Source organism: Amycolatopsis alba DSM 44262, from assembly GCF_000384215.1.
In the GTDB taxonomy this organism is placed as follows: domain Bacteria; phylum Actinomycetota; class Actinomycetes; order Mycobacteriales; family Pseudonocardiaceae; genus Amycolatopsis; species Amycolatopsis alba.
On sequence record NZ_KB913032.1, the window covers coordinates 9,404,491 to 9,422,172 of the forward strand.

Annotated in this window: 18 protein-coding genes; 2 read left to right on the top strand and 16 right to left on the bottom strand. The window is 68.2% G+C overall.

The annotated features are described in order from the left end of the window. Positions 1-75: 75 nt before the first annotated feature. From AMYAL_RS0143365 to AMYAL_RS0143375, 3 genes are all read right to left on the bottom strand, one after another. Positions 76-1,176, bottom strand: a complete 1,101-nt coding sequence (locus AMYAL_RS0143365; RefSeq protein ID WP_026467933.1) for an FAD-dependent oxidoreductase — start codon at positions 1,174-1,176, stop codon at positions 76-78. A 65-nt stretch (positions 1,177-1,241) separates the two neighbouring features. Beyond that, positions 1,242-2,183, bottom strand: a complete 942-nt coding sequence (locus AMYAL_RS0143370; protein WP_026467934.1) for a ferritin-like domain-containing protein — start codon at positions 2,181-2,183, stop codon at positions 1,242-1,244. A 357-nt stretch (positions 2,184-2,540) separates the two neighbouring features. Beyond that, positions 2,541-3,785 (bottom strand): aspartate aminotransferase type Ic, encoded by a 1,245-nt coding sequence (locus AMYAL_RS0143375; protein WP_020637571.1) that lies wholly within the window; start codon positions 3,783-3,785, stop codon positions 2,541-2,543. Between the two features lie 175 nt (positions 3,786-3,960). Between AMYAL_RS0143375 and AMYAL_RS0143380 the strand changes: the two genes are divergently transcribed. Next, the gene (locus tag AMYAL_RS0143380) at positions 3,961-4,464 is read left to right on the top strand and encodes a hypothetical protein (protein ID WP_020637572.1); all 504 of its coding nucleotides are present in this window, start codon (positions 3,961-3,963) and stop codon (positions 4,462-4,464) included. Here the strand turns inward: AMYAL_RS0143380 and AMYAL_RS0143385 are convergent, their stop codons facing one another. From AMYAL_RS0143385 to AMYAL_RS0143445, 13 genes are all read right to left on the bottom strand, one after another. Beyond that, positions 4,465-4,959, bottom strand: a complete 495-nt coding sequence (locus AMYAL_RS0143385; protein ID WP_020637573.1) for a hypothetical protein — start codon at positions 4,957-4,959, stop codon at positions 4,465-4,467. Further along, positions 4,956-5,444, bottom strand: a complete 489-nt coding sequence (locus tag AMYAL_RS0143390) for a hypothetical protein (protein ID WP_020637574.1) — start codon at positions 5,442-5,444, stop codon at positions 4,956-4,958. The genes AMYAL_RS0143385 and AMYAL_RS0143390 overlap by 4 nt, the downstream gene beginning before the upstream one ends. Beyond that, on the bottom strand, positions 5,444-6,679 hold the full coding sequence (locus tag AMYAL_RS0143395; RefSeq protein ID WP_020637575.1) for an MCE family protein: 1,236 nt from the start codon (positions 6,677-6,679) through the stop codon (positions 5,444-5,446). Before AMYAL_RS0143395 ends, AMYAL_RS0143390 begins: the two co-directional genes overlap by 1 nt. Next, positions 6,676-7,890: an MCE family protein gene (locus tag AMYAL_RS0143400; protein ID WP_020637576.1), complete on the bottom strand. Its 1,215-nt coding sequence runs from the start codon at positions 7,888-7,890 to the stop codon at positions 6,676-6,678. The genes AMYAL_RS0143395 and AMYAL_RS0143400 overlap by 4 nt, the downstream gene beginning before the upstream one ends. Further along, positions 7,887-9,077 carry an MCE family protein gene (locus AMYAL_RS0143405; protein ID WP_020637577.1) on the bottom strand — a complete coding sequence of 397 codons (1,191 nt, stop codon included), beginning with the start codon at positions 9,075-9,077 and terminating at the stop codon, positions 7,887-7,889. The genes AMYAL_RS0143400 and AMYAL_RS0143405 overlap by 4 nt, the downstream gene beginning before the upstream one ends. Further along, the gene (locus AMYAL_RS0143410; protein ID WP_026467935.1) at positions 9,074-10,105 is read right to left on the bottom strand and encodes an MCE family protein; all 1,032 of its coding nucleotides are present in this window, start codon (positions 10,103-10,105) and stop codon (positions 9,074-9,076) included. Before AMYAL_RS0143410 ends, AMYAL_RS0143405 begins: the two co-directional genes overlap by 4 nt. Next, positions 10,102-11,139 (bottom strand): MCE family protein, encoded by a 1,038-nt coding sequence (locus AMYAL_RS0143415; protein WP_020637579.1) that lies wholly within the window; start codon positions 11,137-11,139, stop codon positions 10,102-10,104. The genes AMYAL_RS0143410 and AMYAL_RS0143415 overlap by 4 nt, the downstream gene beginning before the upstream one ends. A gap of 274 nt (positions 11,140-11,413) precedes the next feature. Further along, positions 11,414-12,745 (bottom strand): MCE family protein, encoded by a 1,332-nt coding sequence (locus tag AMYAL_RS0143420; RefSeq protein WP_020637580.1) that lies wholly within the window; start codon positions 12,743-12,745, stop codon positions 11,414-11,416. After that, positions 12,742-13,590, bottom strand: coding sequence for an MlaE family ABC transporter permease (locus AMYAL_RS0143425; RefSeq protein WP_005164605.1), 849 nt, complete (start codon positions 13,588-13,590; stop codon positions 12,742-12,744). Before AMYAL_RS0143425 ends, AMYAL_RS0143420 begins: the two co-directional genes overlap by 4 nt. 1 nt (position 13,591) lies before the next feature. Continuing rightward, positions 13,592-14,377, bottom strand: coding sequence for an MlaE family ABC transporter permease (locus AMYAL_RS0143430; protein ID WP_020637581.1), 786 nt, complete (start codon positions 14,375-14,377; stop codon positions 13,592-13,594). A 91-nt stretch (positions 14,378-14,468) separates the two neighbouring features. Beyond that, entirely contained in the window at positions 14,469-15,230 is a 762-nt protein-coding gene (locus tag AMYAL_RS0143435; RefSeq protein WP_020637582.1) for a glucose 1-dehydrogenase, read from the bottom strand. A 10-nt stretch (positions 15,231-15,240) separates the two neighbouring features. Beyond that, positions 15,241-16,125: a 3-oxoacyl-ACP reductase gene (locus tag AMYAL_RS0143440; protein WP_020637583.1), complete on the bottom strand. Its 885-nt coding sequence runs from the start codon at positions 16,123-16,125 to the stop codon at positions 15,241-15,243. A 71-nt stretch (positions 16,126-16,196) separates the two neighbouring features. Continuing rightward, on the bottom strand, positions 16,197-16,388 hold the full coding sequence (locus AMYAL_RS0143445; RefSeq protein WP_020637584.1) for a ferredoxin: 192 nt from the start codon (positions 16,386-16,388) through the stop codon (positions 16,197-16,199). Between the two features lie 103 nt (positions 16,389-16,491). Here AMYAL_RS0143445 and AMYAL_RS0143450 point away from each other — a divergent pair, with 103 nt between their 5' ends. Continuing rightward, positions 16,492-17,673 carry an acyl-CoA dehydrogenase family protein gene (locus AMYAL_RS0143450; protein ID WP_020637585.1) on the top strand — a complete coding sequence of 394 codons (1,182 nt, stop codon included), beginning with the start codon at positions 16,492-16,494 and terminating at the stop codon, positions 17,671-17,673. The last annotated feature ends 9 nt before the right edge of the window (positions 17,674-17,682 follow it).

Sequence of the window (17,682 nt, forward strand, 5' to 3'; positions counted from 1 at the left end):
AGCACGCGAGATCCGCCTTCAACCACGCGAGATCCGGCTTCAAGCACGCGACGCATCGGCAGCGCAAGTAAGTGGCTAAGTGCGGGGGATCGTCGCGTCCCAGTCGATGTGGTGCCGGTAAAGCCAGTTCCGGTCCCGGTCCGACGTCGTCCCCGACGAAACCGCGGCGCTGTTCGCCACCAGCTCCTCGACCCGCGGCCGCCGCAGCCGCTCGTAGGCCGCGAAAGCCGTTGGCGCGTCAGGAAGATCCCGCAGGCACTGGGCCAGCACGACACTGTCCTCCAGCGCCATCGACGCGCCCTGCCCCGCGGCGGGCGAGGCCGCGTGCGCCGCGTCGCCCACGAGCACCATCGACTCGGTGAACCACACCGGCGTCGAAGGCACGTCGTAGGAGTGACCGCCGAAGACCTCGTCGCCGGTCGACTCGATGATTTCCGCGGCGGGCAACGGTTCCCCGTCGAAAGCGACGAAAGCCGCCGTGCGCCATTCGGCCGGGGACAGGCCCGACCACACTCCTTCGGCCGTGGGAAGCCGCGCGAACCAGTACGTCGAGCCGTCGGGGGCGCTCGTGTAGCCGAAGAAGGCGTGCAGGCTCTGGATCATCCGATAGAGGGACGGCGCCTGCGGGACGCTCGTGTCGGTCGTGTAGCCGTAGACGACGTCGAGACCCGTCGAGCGCGGAGGCGGGCACGCCGGGTCGATGATGTTCCGGACGACCGACCGCAGGCCGTCGGCGCCGATCAGGATGTCGCCTTCGGCGGTGGAACCGTCCTCGAACCGCGCGATCCCCGGCGAGGCGGACACCAGCCGCTTCCCGCGCTCGAAGGTGATCCCGCGCGAGATCGCTTCCTCTTGCAGCGCGCGATAAAGAACCGCCCGCGTCAACGTGCGCGGTCCGGCGAGGCCGTCCACGTCGAAGGACCGCCGCTCGACGGTCTTCCCGTCCGGTGTGACGAGCTCCAGCCCGGCGGCGGCGAAGGAGTTGTCGACCACCGGCCCGTCGGCGCCGATCGCGTGCAACGCGTCCATGCCGTTGTGCATGATCGTCAGGAACGCGCCCGCGTCCTCACCGCCGGACGGATGCGCCTCGTGGACGCTCGCCTCGATCCCGGCCTGCCGCAACGCCATCGCGGTCACCGTGCCCGAGATGCCGCCGCCGATGATCACTGCCTTCACCGCGGACCCCCTGTCGTGTCGCCGTGCCCCGACGGTACCGGGGAAACGGCGACACGACAGAGGGATCACGCGCCGCCGCTGGCGACGATGTCGCCGTTGACCCCCTTGGGGAAGAAGCCGCCTTCCTTCACCGGGCCAGGGTTCAGGTAGACGACGTTGAGCACCCGGTCGGCGCCGCGGCCGAAGCAGATCCCGTTGTTGTCGGTCGGCACGATGTTGGCCTGGTTGCCGAGCAGGACACCCTGGTCGTCGTCACCGGGACCGTCGAGAGCGTCGCGGGCGTTGGAGATCTTGGCCGCCGCGTCGCCGAGATCCCGGTCGAACAGCGACGTCCGGATGGTGGCGGCGTGATACGCCTCGGCGGCCAGGATGCCGGCGGCCGCGTCCAGGAACGTCTTGTTGGTGATCAGCGGGGCGGCGCCCTTGTACGCCGTCACGCCGACGTCCTCGAACAGGAACGCCGCGAGCAGGAAGTTCTTCTCGTGGGCGAACGGGTCGAACTGCTGGTACCCGCTGATCAGCCCGGCCGCCTTCGCGGCGGCGGTGAAGCTGTCCTTGAGGTCGATCTCCGGCCGGGAGACGGCGGCCTCGCCGAGCGCGCCACGCAGGAACTTGACGTGCGCGACCTCGTCGCCCGCGATCTCCTTCGCGAACTGGTGCAGCGCCTTGTCGTGGAACATCACCTTCTTGCCGCCGCGCACCCCGCCCTGGGTACCGGCGCCGCCGGTGAGATCGTCCGGCAACCCGTGGCCGTAGACGGCGAAGGAGTAGAACTCGGCTTCGAGGTACTCCAGGTTGAGCGCGAAATTGAGCACGGCCGAGTCGCTGGGAGCGGCCGCGGCGGCTTCACCTGTCGCCGAAGCGGTCGAGGTGGCCTGCACCCCGAGGTACGTCGCGCCGACGACACCGAGCCCCGCCGCGCCGGCGGCCTTCAAGAACCGGCGGCGATCCGTGCGGTTCTCGGCACTGCGCGATATCAGGGTGCGAACAAAGGGCTTTCCGAACACGAGTGGTTCCTCTCGTCTTTGCGGTGCACACCCACCCACTCGGACGTTCGGAACCACTCGTGGCCCGGATTGGAGAAGATTCTCTGGAGTCAGGCGAAGACGGACGCCGGGATCGATTCGGGCGGGGTTACCTGCGCGCTCCCCGGCGATCATGTCGCGAAAGCCACTTTCGGGACGTCTGATGTCCCGAGAGTGGCTTTCGCGACACGCGCCCTGGCCCCAGAAGTCCGTCCAGATCAGGCCGGCAACGTCGTGAAGGGCCCCTTGCCTACCCTGAAGGTAGGCAAGGGGCCCTTCACGGACATCACCACCGGATGAGCGCACGCCGGTAACTCGGCGCCCCAGGAAAACCTCGAACTAGCTCTTCGTCGCCGCCGCGAGGCGAACGCAGACGGCGAGACCGCGGATGGCCTCTTCGACCTCGGCCAGCTCGGGGAACGTCGGCGCGATGCGGATGACGGCGTCCTCGGGGTCGTCGCCGTACGGGTGCGTCGCGCCGGCCGGGGTCAGGGCGATACCCGCCTCCTTGGCCAGCCGCACGACCTCCTTGGCGGTCCCGGACGGCACGGTCAGCGAGATGAAGTACCCGCCGGTCGGCTTGGTCCAGGACGCGAGGCCCGAGTCGCCCAGTTCCTTGGTCAGGATCTCGTCGACGGCCGCGAACTTCGGCCCGATGAGCTCGGCGTGCTTGCGCATGTGCGCACGGACGCCGTCCTCGTCGCGCAGGAACTGCGCGTGCCGGAGCTGGTTGACCTTGTCCGGGCCGATGGTCCGCTTGCCGATGAGGCCGGTCCACCAGGCCAGGTTGGCCTCGGACGCGCCGAAGAAGCCGACCCCGCCCCCGGCGTAGGTCACCTTCGAAGTGGAGCCGAAGACGAGCACACGGTCGGCGTTGCCCGCCTCGCCCGCCAGCGCGAACAGGTCGGCCAGCGGCGCCTCGACGTCGGTGAGGTGGTGCACGGCGTAGGCGTTGTCCCAGAAGATCCGGAAGTCCGGGGCGGCCGTGGTCATCGCGGCCAGGCGGCGCACGGTGTCGTCGCTGTAGGTGACGCCGGTCGGGTTGCTGTACTTCGGCACGCACCAGATGCCCTTGACCGAGGCGTCTTCGGCGACGAGACGCTCGACGACGTCCATGTCCGGGCCGGTCTCGGTGAGGGGGACCTGGATCAGTTCGATGCCGAAGCGCTCGGCGAGCGCGAAGTGCCGGTCGTAGCCGGGCACGGGGCACAGGAACTTGACGCTCGCTTCGTCGGCCCAGCGGCGCTCGGCGCCGGGGACCTTGCTGAGGAAGGCCTGCACGATCGAGTCGTGCATGAGTTCCAGGCTGGAGTTGCCCGCGGCCAGCAGCTGCTCGGCCGGGACCTGCAGCGGTCCGGCGAAGATGCGGCGCAGCTCGGGCAGGCCCTTGAGGCCGCCGTAGTTGCGGATGTCCGTGCCGTCCTCGGCCTTGCGCACGTCTCCGGGGAGAGCGAGCAGCCCGTCGGCGAGGTCCAGCTGGCGGGGGGACGGCTTGCCGCGGGTGATGTCCAGGGAGAGGCCACGGTCGACGAGGGCCGCGTAGTCGCGGCGGGCGCTCTCGACATCGACAGGTGCAGTGGTCATGCCTAACGCTAAACCCGGCGGCGGTCCGGCGTGAGACGAGGGTGGCCCTAGGCTCGCGCACCCAAGATCGGATAACGGTTCCGGCGCGTTTTTCACCATTCGTAACGAGGCCAAATCCCCTATTGGGAAGTCCGCCGTTCGCGCATTCTCGGTATCACGAGGAAAAGGGGAGAAAATGGAACCGAGGAAGTGGGCCGCGGTGACACTCATGGCCGCGGGTACCTTGGCGGCATGCGCGGTACCGAATCAGGGAACGGCGACTCCGGCTGTCGCGGTGGCCGCTCCACCGAACACGATCGTGATTCAGCCACCCGCCGTCGCGGCCCCGCCGCAGACGGTTTATGTCGCACCACCCGCGACGCAGACGGTCTATCCCGCACCGGCGGTTCCGGTTGCGCAAACGGTGATCGCCTTCTACGACGCGATCAACCGGCGTGATTTCCTGACCGCGTGGAATCTCGGGGGCCGTCGACTGGCGAAAGGCGGCACTTATGCCTCCTGGAGCAACGGATACGCGACGACTTCGTGGGCCGCGCTCACCGTGCGGAGCACGAGCGGGAACACCGTGTACGTCGATCTCACGGCTCGGCAGACCGATGGCTCGCTCCGCGTCTTTTCCGGTTCCTACACCGTTTCCGGCGGTGCGATCACCGGGTCGAGCATGAAACGGCTCTCGTGATCAGAGCGCGGTCAGCTGCGAGATCTTCCACCGGCCGTCGACGCGCTGCGCGGTGACCGAAAGCTGGGAGACCGCCGACTGCGGGGCACCTCCGCCGGCGGCGATCGTCTGCTGATCGAGGAACAACAGCACTTCGGCCCGGTCGCCGCGCAGGGACCGGACACCGAGCGAACGGACCGTCGTCGTGCGCACCAGTTTCTGCTCTTCGGCCCGTTTCCGCGCCGAGGCGAACTGGTCCCGGTACTGCCCGGTCGCCTCGCCGGTCAGCACGTCGGCCGCGGCCCGCTCGGTCCGCGCCAGGTTGCTGTAGTCGTAGGAGAAGACGGCCTTGACCCCGGCGCCGACCTGGTCGGCGACCTCGGCCGTGGCGGCCTGGTCCACGAGCGCCGCGTTGCCGTCCGAGCCCAGGAAGGACGCCTGGAGGCCGAACCACACCGCGCAGCCGGTGGCCAGCACGATGATCGCGATCAGGAGCCGCGGGACGCGCCCGGTCACGAGCCCGCCGCCTGTACCGCGCTGACCTTCCAGCCGTCCTCGACGCGCTGGTAGTCGACGGTCAGCCTGCTCACCTTGGGCGCGGCCGATCCGCCGCCGGTGCTGACCTTCACGTCCAGCACCGCCATCAGCCGCGCCGTGCCCGCGGTGGCGTCGAGTTCGGTGACCGCGGCCTGCTTGAGCTTCGCCGTGGCGACGGTCTTGCTCGTGTTCGCCCGGTCGATCTGGATCTGCCGGTCACCGGTGAGGTCCTTGCCGAGCCGTCCGGTGGTGACGCCGAGCCAGCGGTCGACGTCCTTGGCCCCGCTGCGGTAGTCGATCGTGTTCAGCACTTCGAGCTGGCCGGACGCGGCGGCGAGGACGGCCTCCCGTTCCCGGCCTCGTGCCAGGCCGTCGTCACGGGCGGCGCTCCACCACGACCAGCCGAACCAGGCGGCCGCGACGACCGCCAGGGCGGCGACCAGGGTGAGGGCACGGGTGAGCACTACTTACCGCCCAGCAACGCGCCCAGTCCGCCCGGTACGGATCCGGTGAGCAGGTTCAGCACACCCGGCAGCTGGGCGGATTCCGCCGCCTGAGGGGTCTGCTTCGGCTTCTCCGGGACCGCGGGCGGCTTCCCCGCGTACGGGGCGTTCTGCGAGCCTCGCACGCCTGTGGGGCTTCCCGGTGGCTCGGCGCAGTACGCCTGGGTGTTCACCGGCGCTTCGGTGGTGTCGTTGGCCGGACGCTGTTTCGTGCCCTCGTAACCCTTCGTGCACGAGACCGGGTCGAAGAAGTTGAACACGACGCCGAGGTGCCCGGTGCCGTCCGGCGACGTCGACCGCGAGAACGCCGAGATGATCGGGTACGCGACCAGGAGTTCCTCGATCGCGTCGGTGCGGGCGGACGTGATCTGCGCGGTGGTGAGCGTGTTCGCGAACAGCACCCCGAGGTCCGTCCCCGAAACCGCGAGGACGTCGCTGATCTGGCGGCTCAGCTTGGGCGCTTCGTCGATCACGCGCCGCAAATCCGGGTCGGACGTCTTCAGCTGTGCGGCGATCGTCTTGAGCCCGCTGGAGAACCGGGTGATGTTGTCCGCCTGCCGCCGCTGGGTGTCCAGCACCGTCCGTGAGTTCGCCAGCAGGCCCTGGGTGTCGGGCAGATACTGCGTCGCGGTCGCGGTGAGCGAACCGGTGCTGTCCAGCAGCTGCCGCAGATCCGGGCCGGCGTTCGCGAACGCCTCGTAGGTCTCGTCGACGACGGTCTTCAGCGATTCCGGCTTCACGCTCGACACCAGTTTGTCCAAATTGGACAGCACGGTGTCCGGCGCGAGCGGGATCGACGTCTTGTCCCGTTTGATGACGGAACCTTCGGCCAGGTACGGCCCGTTTTCGTGCATGGGCAGCAGATCGACGTACTGCTCCCCCACCGCCGACCGGTTCGCGACCGCGGCCTTGGTGTCCGCGGGGATCTTCGGCGCGCCCTGATCGATGTCGAGGCCGAGGTCGATCCCGTGCTCGGTGAGTGTCATCGAGGCGACCTTGCCGACCGCGACGCCGCGGTAGGAGACCTCGGCGTTGACGAAGATGCCGCCGGAGTCCACGAGTTGCGCGGTGACGAGGTAGCCGCGGGTGCCGAAGAGCCTGTCCAGCCCGGCGTACTTGCCGCCCGCGTAGACGACCGAAACCACCGCGATGACGAGGAACACCGCCATCTGGATCTTGGTCTTGCGCGTGATCACCGGCCACCTCCCAGAATCGGCCCGAGGATCCCGCCGAGCACGCCGCCCAGGACGTCCCCTTGGGGCGCCTGAGGTGTCCGGGGCGCCTGCGGGAGATCACCGGTGGGCAGCGGCAGCACCGGTGGCGCGGCGCCATTGTTGAACGGGATCGCGCCAGGCGCCCCGGTGCCCTTGGTCCCCGGCAGTCCGATGATCGGCTGCGACGAGTTGTTCATGTTCTCCAGGAAGGTGTCCAGGTTCAGGTCGATCTTGGCTTCCACGTTCGCGTAGTCGCCCTTGATCACGTTGCCCGCGTAGTCCGGGAACGGGTACGTGAGCAGGATCCGCAGCGCGGTCGGCAGGTCCTGGCCCGCCTCGCTCAGCTTCTTCAGCGTCGGCTGCAACGCCCGGAGGTTCGCCACCAGCGAGTCCTTGCTGGCGTTGATCGTCTCGGTCGCGACCCCGGACAGCGTGTTCAGCGACTGCAGCATGCCGACGAGCTGATCCCGTTGCTCGGTCACGATCTTGAGCCCCGGCGAGAGGTTGTCGAGCGCGTTCGTGAGGTTCTGCGTCTGGCCGACCAGGGTCTTCGACAGCTTGTCGATACCGTCGATGGCGCGCAGGATCTCGCCCTTGTGCCCGTCGAGTTCGGTGGCCAGCTTGTCCACTTGGGACAGCAGCCCACGGACCTCGGCCTCGTTGCCGGTGAGCGCGTCGTTCAGTTCGTGGCTGATCTTCTGGATCTGCTCGACCCCGCCGCCGTTGAGCAGCAGGGAAAGCGCGCCGAGGACCTCTTCGACCTCGGGGTTGCGGTTCGTGCGGTCCAGCGGGATCTTCGCGCCCTCGGCGAGCGTTCCCTGCGGCTTTTCGGGGGCGTGCAGGTCGACGAACTTCTCCCCCAGCAGGCTCGACTGGCGGAGTTCGGCGAGCGCGTTCGCGGGCAGCGCGATGTCGCCGTTGACGACCATGTTCACCCACGCCGAACGCGTGTCCGGCGCGAGGTCGATGTTCTCGACCCGGCCGACCGGGACGTCGTTGACCTTCACACTCGCCTGCGGTACGAGGTCGAGGACGTCGGAGAACTGCGCGGAAATCCGGTACGGGTGGTCGCCGAGATCCGCGCCACCCGGCAAGGGTGTGTTGTACAGCCCCGAAAAACCGCCGTCGCTGCACCCGGCCAGCACCAGGACGCCCGCCATCACCCCCGCGATCTTCTGCCGCTGCCGCCTCATTTCGGGAGCCCCTTGGCCATGACGTCGATCAGCGGGAGCGGCAGCGGCGGCAGTTCACCGCTCTGCAGCGACGCCAGTATCTGCGGGATCGACGGGAGTTTCAGCGTGCCGTCGAGGACCGGCGCGAGCTGTTTGCAGATGTTGCCCAGCGCGTCCGGGATCGGCTTCGGCGTGCTCGCGCTGATCAGGCGGCACACGGTCAGGATCGGCGGATGCGTGAGCTCGTTCAGGTTGTCCCGCACCGCGATCGTGCCGGACGCCGCGTCGTAGGAGTTGATGAAGTTGGTCGCCCCTGTCGGCGCGATATCGATCACCTCGGCGAGCGAAGCCCGCTGGTCCACGAGCACTTTCGTCAATCCGGCCAGTTTGTCCACATTGGACGAGAGCAGATCCTTGTTCTCCGCGACGAACTTCTCGACGTCGCCCATCGCCGTCGCCAGGGAGTTCAGCGCGGCCCCCACGTCTGCGGAGTCCGCGGCGAGGAACCCGCTCACGTCCGCGGCGCGGCGGTAGAACTCGTTGAGCTGCTTGTCACTGTCGGCCAGCGCGCCGGTGAAGGAGTTCAAGTTCTGGATCGTGCCGAACAGGTCGCCCTTGGAGCTGTCCAAGGTCTTGGCCAGTTCGGACAGCCGGGTCACCGTGGTGTTGAGGTTCTTCCCGTTGCCGTCGAGGTTCGCCGCCGCGGTGTCGAGCAGGTCCGACAGCGCGCCGTTCTTGTTGGCGCCGTTGGGTCCCAGGCTGGTCGAGAGCTTGTCGAGGCTCGTGTAGAGGTCGTCGAGTTCGGCCGGTGTCGCCGTCTTCTCCTTGGCGATCACCGTGTCCGTGGCCATTTCGGGGCCGCTCTCGTAGGCCGGGGTCAGCTGGACGTACCGGTCGCTCACCAGGCTCGGCGCGACGACGACGGCTCCGGCGTCGGCCGGGACCGGGGTGTCTTCGTCGATCCGCATGTCGACCCGGACCGCCTCGCCCTGCGGCGTGACCCCGGTGATCTCGCCGACCTTCACCCCGAGCACCCGGACCGACGACCCCGCGTAGAGGCCCACGGTCTTGCCGAAGTAGGCGCTGATCCGCGTCCCGCCTGGTTCTTTGAACACTAGCCACAGACCGGCGGTCGCGATCAGCACGAGGACGCAGGCGAACGCGACCCAGGTGTAGAGCGTGCGTCCGGTGCGCGTGTGGATGGTCATCGCCTGCCCACTCCCTGGTTCGGCGCCGCGATCGGCGGGGTGCAGCCTTCCGGGTTGACCTGGAACGCGCCCGCGATGATCGTCGGCGGCAGCAGCCCGCACAGGTAGCCCTCGAACCAGCGCCCGTTGCCGGTCGCGTTCGCGCCGACGCGGGCGAACGGTGCCATCAGCTTGAGGCTGCGGTCGAGGTTGTCCTGGTTGCGCTGCAGGATGTCGGTGACCTTGCCGAGCTTCTCCAGGGTCGGCTTCATCTGCTGCCGGTTGTCGGCGACGAGCCCGGACAGCTGCGCGGAGACCTGCTGGGTGCCCTTGAGCAACGTGCTGATCGCGTCCTTCCGGTTCTGCAGTTCGGCGAGCAGGAGATTGCCGTCGTCGAGGATCCGTTTCAGCTGGGCGTTGCGATCGGACAGTGTCTTCGACACCTTGCTCGTGTTGGCCAGCAACGTCTTCAGGTCACCGTCGCGGGAAGAAACCGTCTTGGACAAGGAAGAAAGCCCGCCCAGCGCGTCCTTCAGGTACTGGGGACTGTCCTTGAGCGCGTCGGAGAGGACGGTGAAACTGGACGCGAGCTGCGCGGTGTCGATCTCGCCGACCGTGCCCGAGAGCTGCTGGAACGCGTCCTGCAGTTCGAACGGCGTCCGCGTGCGGTCGAGCCCGATGGTGGCGTTCGGGTCCTGGCTCGCCTTGCCTTTCGGGGTCAGCGCGAGGTACTTCTCGCCGAGCAGCGTCTTGATCTCGATCGACGCCGCGGTGGCGTCGCCGACCCGCACGTCCTTGACCCGGAACTTCACCAGCACCTTCTTGCCTGCCAGTTCGACCGAGCTGACCTGGCCGACCTTGACCCCGGCGACCTGGACCTCGTTGTCCGGCGCCAGCCCGGCCGACTCGCCGAAGTACGCGGAGTACGTCGTCCCGCTGCCGAACAGCGGGATCCGGTCGGAGAAGTACGTCGTCGCCGTGACCAGCACGATCAGGATGAGCGCCACTCCGCCCACCACGGCCTGGTCGCGTTCCTTGAGCGGCTTCACGGCCCGCACCTCTCCGGTCGCTGCGTACCGGGCAGCGGCGTGATCGGCAGTTCGATGTTGAGCGATTTGATGCCGATGCTGCCGGAGATCCCGCACAGGTAGTAGTTGAACCAGCTGCCGTAGCTCAGCGTCCTGGTGAACTTCTGCAGGTTGCCCGGCAGCACCTGCAGCAGATGGTCGAGCAGCTGCTCCGAATCGCCGAGGTTCTGCGACAGCGCGCCGAGCTGGACGACGTCGTCCTTGATGGCGGGCCGGGCGTCGGCGAGCAGGCCCGTCGTGGTGACGGTGAGGTCGCCCAGCGCCTTGACCGCGTCCCCGATCGGCTGCCGCTGCTCGGCCAGCCCGGTGACCAGCCGCTGGGTCTGGTCGATCAGCTCGCCCAGCTGCGGCGAGCGCTTCTCGACCGTGCCGAGCACGGTGTTGAGGTTCGCGATGACGTCGCCGATGATCTTGTCCTTGCCCGCGATGGCCGACGTGACCGACGCGGTGTGCGCGAGCAGGCTGGTGATCGTGCCGCCCTCGCCCTGGAAGACCTGGATGATCTCGTAGGAGAGCTTGTTGACGTCCTCGGGGTTCAGCGCGCGGAAGAGCGGTTTGAACCCGTTGAAGAGGACGGTCAGGTTCAGGGCCGGTTTGGTGCGCTCGGGCGGGATGATCCCGCCGCGCGGCAACGACTTCTCGTCCCCGATGTCCGTGCCGAGCGAGAGGTAGCGCTGCCCGACCAGGTTGCGGTACTTGATGGTCGCGGTCACCGACGCCGGCAGCCGGTGCGTGGTCTGGACGTCGAAGTGGACCTGGGCGAAGTTCCGCTCGCCCTCCTCGACCTCGATCGAGCCGACCTGCCCGACCTTCACGCCGACGATGCGGACGTCGTCGCCCTCCTTGAGCCCGGACGCGTCGGTGAACTTGGCCGTGTAGCCCGAGGTGTCGCCGAAGTTGGTGTTCGCGATGGTGGCGCCGAGGATCGCGGTGAGCAGCACGGTGACCACGGCGAAGACGAGGATCTTGACCAGATCCGGGACGAAGGACCTCATCGGACCGCCCTCCCGCCGGACGCACGACCCGCACGACCCGCTTGACCCGCTTGACCCACCACGAGCGTGTCGCGAAAGCCACTTTCGGGACACGTGACGTCGCGAAAGTGGCTTTCGCGACGTGACCGGAACACGTGGAGTGCGCCGGGCAAGCCCCAACGGCACTCAAGCTCGCAGCGGCGGTCCGTGAAGGCCTCCTTCCCTACCCTGAGAGTAGGGAAGGAGGCCTTCACGGAACCGGCACCCACCACCCACCGCAGGTTCACGACACAGCTCACTTCAGTTCCACCTCCGCCCCGCGGTACAGCGGCCCCACCAGCAGGCTGCCCCAGTTCGGCACCTGGTCCGGCGTCGTGCCCATCGCCGGCGACACGAGCAGGTCGATCAGCCGCTGCTCGTCCGGTGTGTTCACGACCGAACCACCGGCGCTCCCGCCGGCGGGCAGGGTCCCGTCCGGGTCACGCGGCGGCGCGGGTTTCGACGACCCGTCGTCGATCGCGCCGTCCGGCGGATACTGCGGCCAGCGTCCCGGCGGCGGCACCTCCGGATAGCACCGCGGGCCGCGTTTGTCGTTGTACTTGGGCTCGTCGACGCCGGGGAGGTACTTGCCGCGGCTCGGCGTGAACTCGATGGTCACCCGGCTGACCTCGGGATGCGCGGTGCCCTTGCCGAACGCGAGTTCCGCGCGCGGCACCGATCCGGCGAGCTGCTTGAGCAGGCACGGATACTCCGGCGCGTACTTCGCCAGGACGTCCAGCGTGGGCTGGAGGCTGGTGGTGAGGCGGATCAGGTTGTCCTGGTTCACTTTCAGGAAGCTCGTCAGGTCGAGCGAAGCGGCGGTCACGGTCGAGTAGACGTCGGCGAGACCGCGCTGGCTCTCGACGAGCGTCTTGCTCGTGGTGGTCAGATCCGACAGCGCGGCCAGCAGATCCGGCGCGGCCTTGTCGTAGATCTTGGCGGCGTCGGCCAGCCCGGAGATGTCGGCCTTGAGGTCGGGCAGCGACGGGTTCACTTTCCCGAGATAGTCCGAAAGTCCCGCCATCGTCGAACCGAGCTGTTTGCCCTGACCGTCCAAAGCGGACGCGACGGCGTTGAGCGTGCTGGCCATCTTCTCCGGCTGCACGGCCTGCAGCAGCGGCATCACGTCGCCGAGCACGGTTTCCAGCTCGATCGCGCTGCTGCTGCGGTCCTGCGGGATGACGTCGCCCTCGCCGATGTGCCGTGAAGCTTCTTTGGAATGTTGCAGCTCGGGGATCTGCAAAGCGACATACCGCTCGCCGAACAGCGTCTTCGGCAGCAGCCGCGCGGACACGTTCGACGGGATGACCGACGTCTTGTCCGGCTGCAGCGCCAGGTCCATCGTCGCGTGGTCACCGTGGGCCTGGATCGACCGCACCTCGCCGACGACCATCCCGCGCACCTTGACGTCCGCGCCCTCGCGCATCTGGTTGCCGATGCGGTCGGTCTCCAGTTTCACCAGGGTCACCGTGGTGAAGGCCTTCTGGTAGAAGGCGATGGTGGTGACGAAGAACAGCACGACCACCACGAGGAAGACCAGCCCCAGCACCTGGTGCCGAAGCCGCCGCAGCAGAATCCCCCTGTTCACCCGGAAATCCTCACCGTCGTCGTGGCGCCCCAGATCGCGAGGCTGAGGAAGAAGTCGAGGACCGAGATCAGCACGATCGACGTCCGCACCGCGCGGCCGACCGCGATCCCCACCCCGGCGGGCCCACCGCTGGCGGTATAGCCGTAATAGCAATGCGAAAGGATGACGAGCACGCTGAAGATGATCACCTTGAGGAACGACCAGAGCACGTCCTCGGGCGGCAGGAACAGCGTGAAGTAGTGGTCGTAGGTGCCCGCCGACTGGCCGTAGAGCCAGATGGTGATCTGCCGCGAGGCGAGATACGACGAGAGCAGCCCGACGGCGTAGAGCGGGATGACCGCGGTGACGCCCGCGATCACCCGTGTCGTCACGAGGTACGGCAGGCTCGGCACACCCATCACTTCGAGCGCGTCGATCTCCTCGGAGATCTTCATCGCGCCCAGCTGCGCGGTGAACCCGCAGCCGACGGTGGCCGAGAGCGCGAGCCCCGCCGAGAGCGGCGCGACCTCGCGGGTGTTGAAGTAGGCGGAGATGAACCCGGTCAGCGCGGCGGTGCCGAGCTGGTTCAGCGCCGAGTAGCCCTGCATGCCGACGATGAGACCGGTGAACAGCGTCATCCCGATCATCACGCCGAGCGTCCCGCCGATCACCGCGAGCGCGCCGGTGCCGAAGCTGACTTCGGTCAGCAGGCGGAAGATCTCGCGGCCGTAGCGCCGGATCGTGCGCGGGGCCCAGGCCAGTGCCCGGAAGTAGAACGACAGCTGGCCGCCGAAGCCTTCCAGCATCGCGCCGGGACGCGCGATGATCTCGAGCGTGCGGTCCGAAACCGCGGGTTCGCCTGCCATGTCACATCGCCTTCGGCGGCACGATCCGCAGGTAGATCGCGGTCAGCACGACGTTGATCAGGAACAGCAGCAGGAACGTGATGACCACGGCCTGGTTCACCGCGTCGCCGACGCCCTTCGGCCCGCCCGCCGGGTTCAGCCCGCGGAAGGCCGCGACCACCCCGGCGACGAAACCGTAGAGGAGCGCCTTGATCTCGCTGACCCACAGGTCCGGCACCTGCGCGAGCGCGTTGAAGCTGGCGAGGTACGCGCCAGGGGTGCCGCCCTGCATGACGACGTTGAAGAAGTAGCCGCCGAGCACCCCGACGACGCTGACCAAACCGTTCAGCAGCACCGAAACCACGATCGCCGCCAGGACACGGGGCACGATCAGGCGCTGGATCGGGTTGACCCCGAGGACCTCCATCGCGTCGATCTCTTCGCGGATCTTGCGGGCGCCGATGTCGGCGCAGACCGCGCTGCCGCCCGCGCCCGCCACCAGCAAAGCGGTGATCAGCGGGCTCGCCTGCTGCACGATCGCGAGCGCGCTCGCCGCGCCGGTGAACGACTGCGCGCCGATCTGCTGGGTCAGCGAACCCAGCTGCAGGGCGATGACCGCGCCGAACGGGATCGCCACCAGCGCCGTCGGCAGAATGGTGACGCTGGCGAAGAACCAGCACTGCTGGATCCATTCGCGGAACTGGAACGGGCGTTTGAAGATCGCCCGCAGGACTTCCCACGACAGGGTCGCGAGCCTGCCGACCTGTGTGAGCGCACCCGTACCGGGGACGGACACCGTCGCTCCCACAGAACCTCCCAGTCGCCTGCCCCGAGTCTTACTCCACCCGCTGACGCACCGTTGCGTTAGCGGTGTTCACTTTGCTCTCGGCACCCCCGCGCTAGATCTTGAGGGCGTGCGTCGCGGTCGCGCCGCCGTCGGCGACGAACTCCGAGCCCGTGCTGTACGAACTGTCGTCGCTGGCCAGGAACAGGACGAGTTTCGCGATGTCCTCCGGCTGCCCGACGCGTCCCAGTGCGACCTTCTTGCCCACCCACGACATGTCGATCTTCTGCCCGCCCGCCGCCGCGGCGACCATCGGCGTGTCGATCGCGCCGGGATGAACCGAATTGACCCGGATGTTCTTCGCACCGAGTTCGAGCGCGGCGACCTTGGTCATCCCGCGGATCGCGAACTTGCTCGCGGTGTAGGCGACGAGGTACGGCATCCCGGCGAGTCCTTCCACTGAGGACACGTTGACGATGGAGCCGCCTCCGGCCCCGGTCATCGGTTCAACGACCGAGCGCATCCCGAGAAACGCCCCGATCTGGTTGACCCGCATGACACGTTCGTAGTCGGCGAGCGTGGTCTTCCCGAGCTCCGAGAAGTGCAGGATGCCTGCGTTGTTGACCAGCACCGTCGGCGGGCCGAACTCGGAGACGGTGCGCTCGATCGCGGCATCCCACTCGGCCTCGTCGCCGACGTCGAGATGCTGGTACACGGCCGATTCGCCGAGGTCCGCGGCGAGTTTCTTGCCGTCGAGGTCGTTGATGTCGGCGATCACCACCCGCGCGCCCTCGGCGACGAACAGCCGTGCGGCCGCCTCGCCCTGGCCGCGGGCACCACCGGTGATCAGGGCCACCTTGCCGTCGAGCCTGCCCATCGTCATCTCCTCACGGCAGCGACATGATTTCGGATGCGGAGAACATGCGTTCGGGATCTCGGTCGGCGAAGTAACCGCCCACGCTGCCCGCGAGCTCTTCGGGGGTCCACGTCCCGTTGACGGTGTCGAACCGCTGCTCCACCGACGGCGGCCGCATGAGCGCGACCATCCCGCCGTAGACGAGGAAGACCTGGCCGTTGACGCGGTCGGACTCGGGCGAGCAGAGGAAGGACACAAACGGCGCGACGTGGTCGACCGACAGCGGGTCGATCCCTTCCGGCGCGTCGGCGCCGAAGACGCCTTCGGTCATCGCGGTGCGGGCGCGCGGGCAGATCGCGTTGGCGCGGACGCCGTAGCGGGAAAGGCCGCGCGCGGTGGAGACGGTGAGCGCGGCGATACCCGCCTTGGCCGCGCCGTAGTTCGGCTGGCCCGGCGCGCCGAGCAGGAACGACTCCGACGCGGTGTTGACCACCCGGCCGTACACCGGTGCGCCGTCCACTTTGGACTTGTCGCGCCAGTAGGCCCCGGCGTTGCGGGAAAGCAGGAAATGGCCGCGCAGGTGCACGCCGAGTACCGTGTCCCAGTCCTCGTCGGACATCGAGAACAGCATCCGGTCGCGCAGGACACCCGCGTTGTTGACCAGGATGTGGAGTCCGCCGAAGTGGTCGACGGCGGCGGTGAGCAGCGCGTCCGCGGTCGAGGACTCGGACACGTCGCCGGTGACCGCGACCGCCTTGCCGCCTTCGGCCTCGATCTCGTCGGCCACCACCTGGGCGGCGGTCGACACGTCGTTGATCACCACCGACGCCCCCGCCGCGGCCAGCGCCAGCGCCTCGGCCCGGCCGAGTCCCGCGCCGGCGCCGGTCACGATGGCCGTCTTGCCGTCCAAACTCACTCCGGGCCTCCTTGCCTCTGCCGACAGACTAGAATCTGTTACTGCTGCATGCAAGACCTAAATAAACGGTGCTAACTGCGTATGAGCAGCGCGTTTTTCGGACAGCTCGCCACAGCTTGAGTAACACGTTCTACCTGATTCTGTGGAACTTCGGCCGACGCGAGGACAAGCTCCTCGTCATCGTCGAGATCGAAGACCTCGGGCGCGAAGCCGACACAGATCGCGTTCGCCTCACACAGCGAGCGATCGACGCCGATCTCCATATTCCCTCCTCGCCGCCACACCTGGTACAACTAGAACAGGTTCTACCTTACCGCCGAGGGCGGCCATGGCACCAGTAACGAGCACCGACGGCAGAGGTGACGGATGCGGATCGACTACACGCCGGAGCAGCGGGCACTGGCCGGGGAACTACGGGAGTACTTCGCCGGGCTGATGACCCCCGAACGCCGTGAGGCGCTGGCCGGCGACGGCGGTGAATACGGTGACGGCCTGGTGTACAAGGAAATCGTCCGAGACCTCGGCGGTTCGGGCTGGCTCGCGCTCGGCTGGCCCCGCGAGTACGGCGGCCAGGACCGGCCGATGCTCGACCAGCTCATCTTCACCGACGAGGCGGCCGCGGCCGGGGTGCCCGTCCCGTTCCTCACGGTGAACACCGTCGGGCCGACGATCATGCGCTACGGCACCGAAGAACAGAAGGCGTTCTACCTGCCGAAGATCGCCGCCGGCGAGCTGCACTTCGCGATCGGCTACTCCGAGCCGGGCGCGGGCACCGACCTGGCGTCCCTGCGCACCCGCGCGGTCCGCGACGGCGACGACTACGTCATCAACGGCCAGAAGATGTGGACGAGCCTGATCGAGTACGCCGACTACATCTGGCTGGCCGCCCGCACCGACCCCGAGGCCCGCAAGCACAAGGGCCTCAGCATGCTGATCGTACCGACGTCGGCGCCGGGTTTCTCCTGGACGAAGGTGCACACGGTCGCCGGGCCGGGCACGAGCGCGACCTACTACGACGACGTGCGCGTCCCGGTGACCTCGCGGGTGGCCGGGGAGAACGAGGGCTGGCCGCTCATCACGAACCAGCTCAACCACGAACGGGTCGCGCTGACCTCGGCCGCGCCGATCCAGACGGCGTTGCGCGACGTGCGGACCTGGGCGCAGACGACCAAGCTGCCCGACGGCACCCGCGTCGTCGACCAGCCGTGGGTCCGGCTGCACCTGGCGCGGATCCACACGCACGCCGAGTACCTGAAACTGCGGAACTGGCGGATCGCCTGGGCGGCCGCGAGCAGCGACCTCGGCCCGGCGGAGGCGTCGGCGACCAAGGTGTTCGGCACCGAGTTCGCGACCGAGGCGTACCGGCTGATGATGGAGATCCTCGGCGCGGGCGCCGTGGTCCGCGAAGGCTCCCCCGGCGCCCAGTTGCGCGGCCGGATCGAACGGCTGCACCGCTCGTCCCTGATCCTGACCTTCGGCGGCGGCACCAACGAGATCCAGCGGGACATGATCGCCGCGACCGCCCTCGGCCTGCCCGTCACGCGCTAGGAGAGACAC

Coding starts and splice junctions, on each gene's coding strand:
- AMYAL_RS0143375 (WP_020637571.1), bottom strand. CDS start 3,785: ATGACCACTGCACCTGTCGATGTCGAGAGCGCCCGCCGCGACTACGCG.
- AMYAL_RS0143380 (WP_020637572.1), top strand. CDS start 3,961: ATGGAACCGAGGAAGTGGGCCGCGGTGACACTCATGGCCGCGGGTACC.
- AMYAL_RS0143400 (WP_020637576.1), bottom strand. CDS start 7,890: ATGAGGCGGCAGCGGCAGAAGATCGCGGGGGTGATGGCGGGCGTCCTG.
- AMYAL_RS0143405 (WP_020637577.1), bottom strand. CDS start 9,077: ATGACCATCCACACGCGCACCGGACGCACGCTCTACACCTGGGTCGCG.
- AMYAL_RS0143415 (WP_020637579.1), bottom strand. CDS start 11,139: ATGAGGTCCTTCGTCCCGGATCTGGTCAAGATCCTCGTCTTCGCCGTG.
- AMYAL_RS0143425 (WP_005164605.1), bottom strand. CDS start 13,590: ATGGCAGGCGAACCCGCGGTTTCGGACCGCACGCTCGAGATCATCGCG.
- AMYAL_RS0143435 (WP_020637582.1), bottom strand. CDS start 15,230: ATGGGCAGGCTCGACGGCAAGGTGGCCCTGATCACCGGTGGTGCCCGC.
- AMYAL_RS0143445 (WP_020637584.1), bottom strand. CDS start 16,388: ATGGAGATCGGCGTCGATCGCTCGCTGTGTGAGGCGAACGCGATCTGT.
- AMYAL_RS0143450 (WP_020637585.1), top strand. CDS start 16,492: ATGCGGATCGACTACACGCCGGAGCAGCGGGCACTGGCCGGGGAACTA.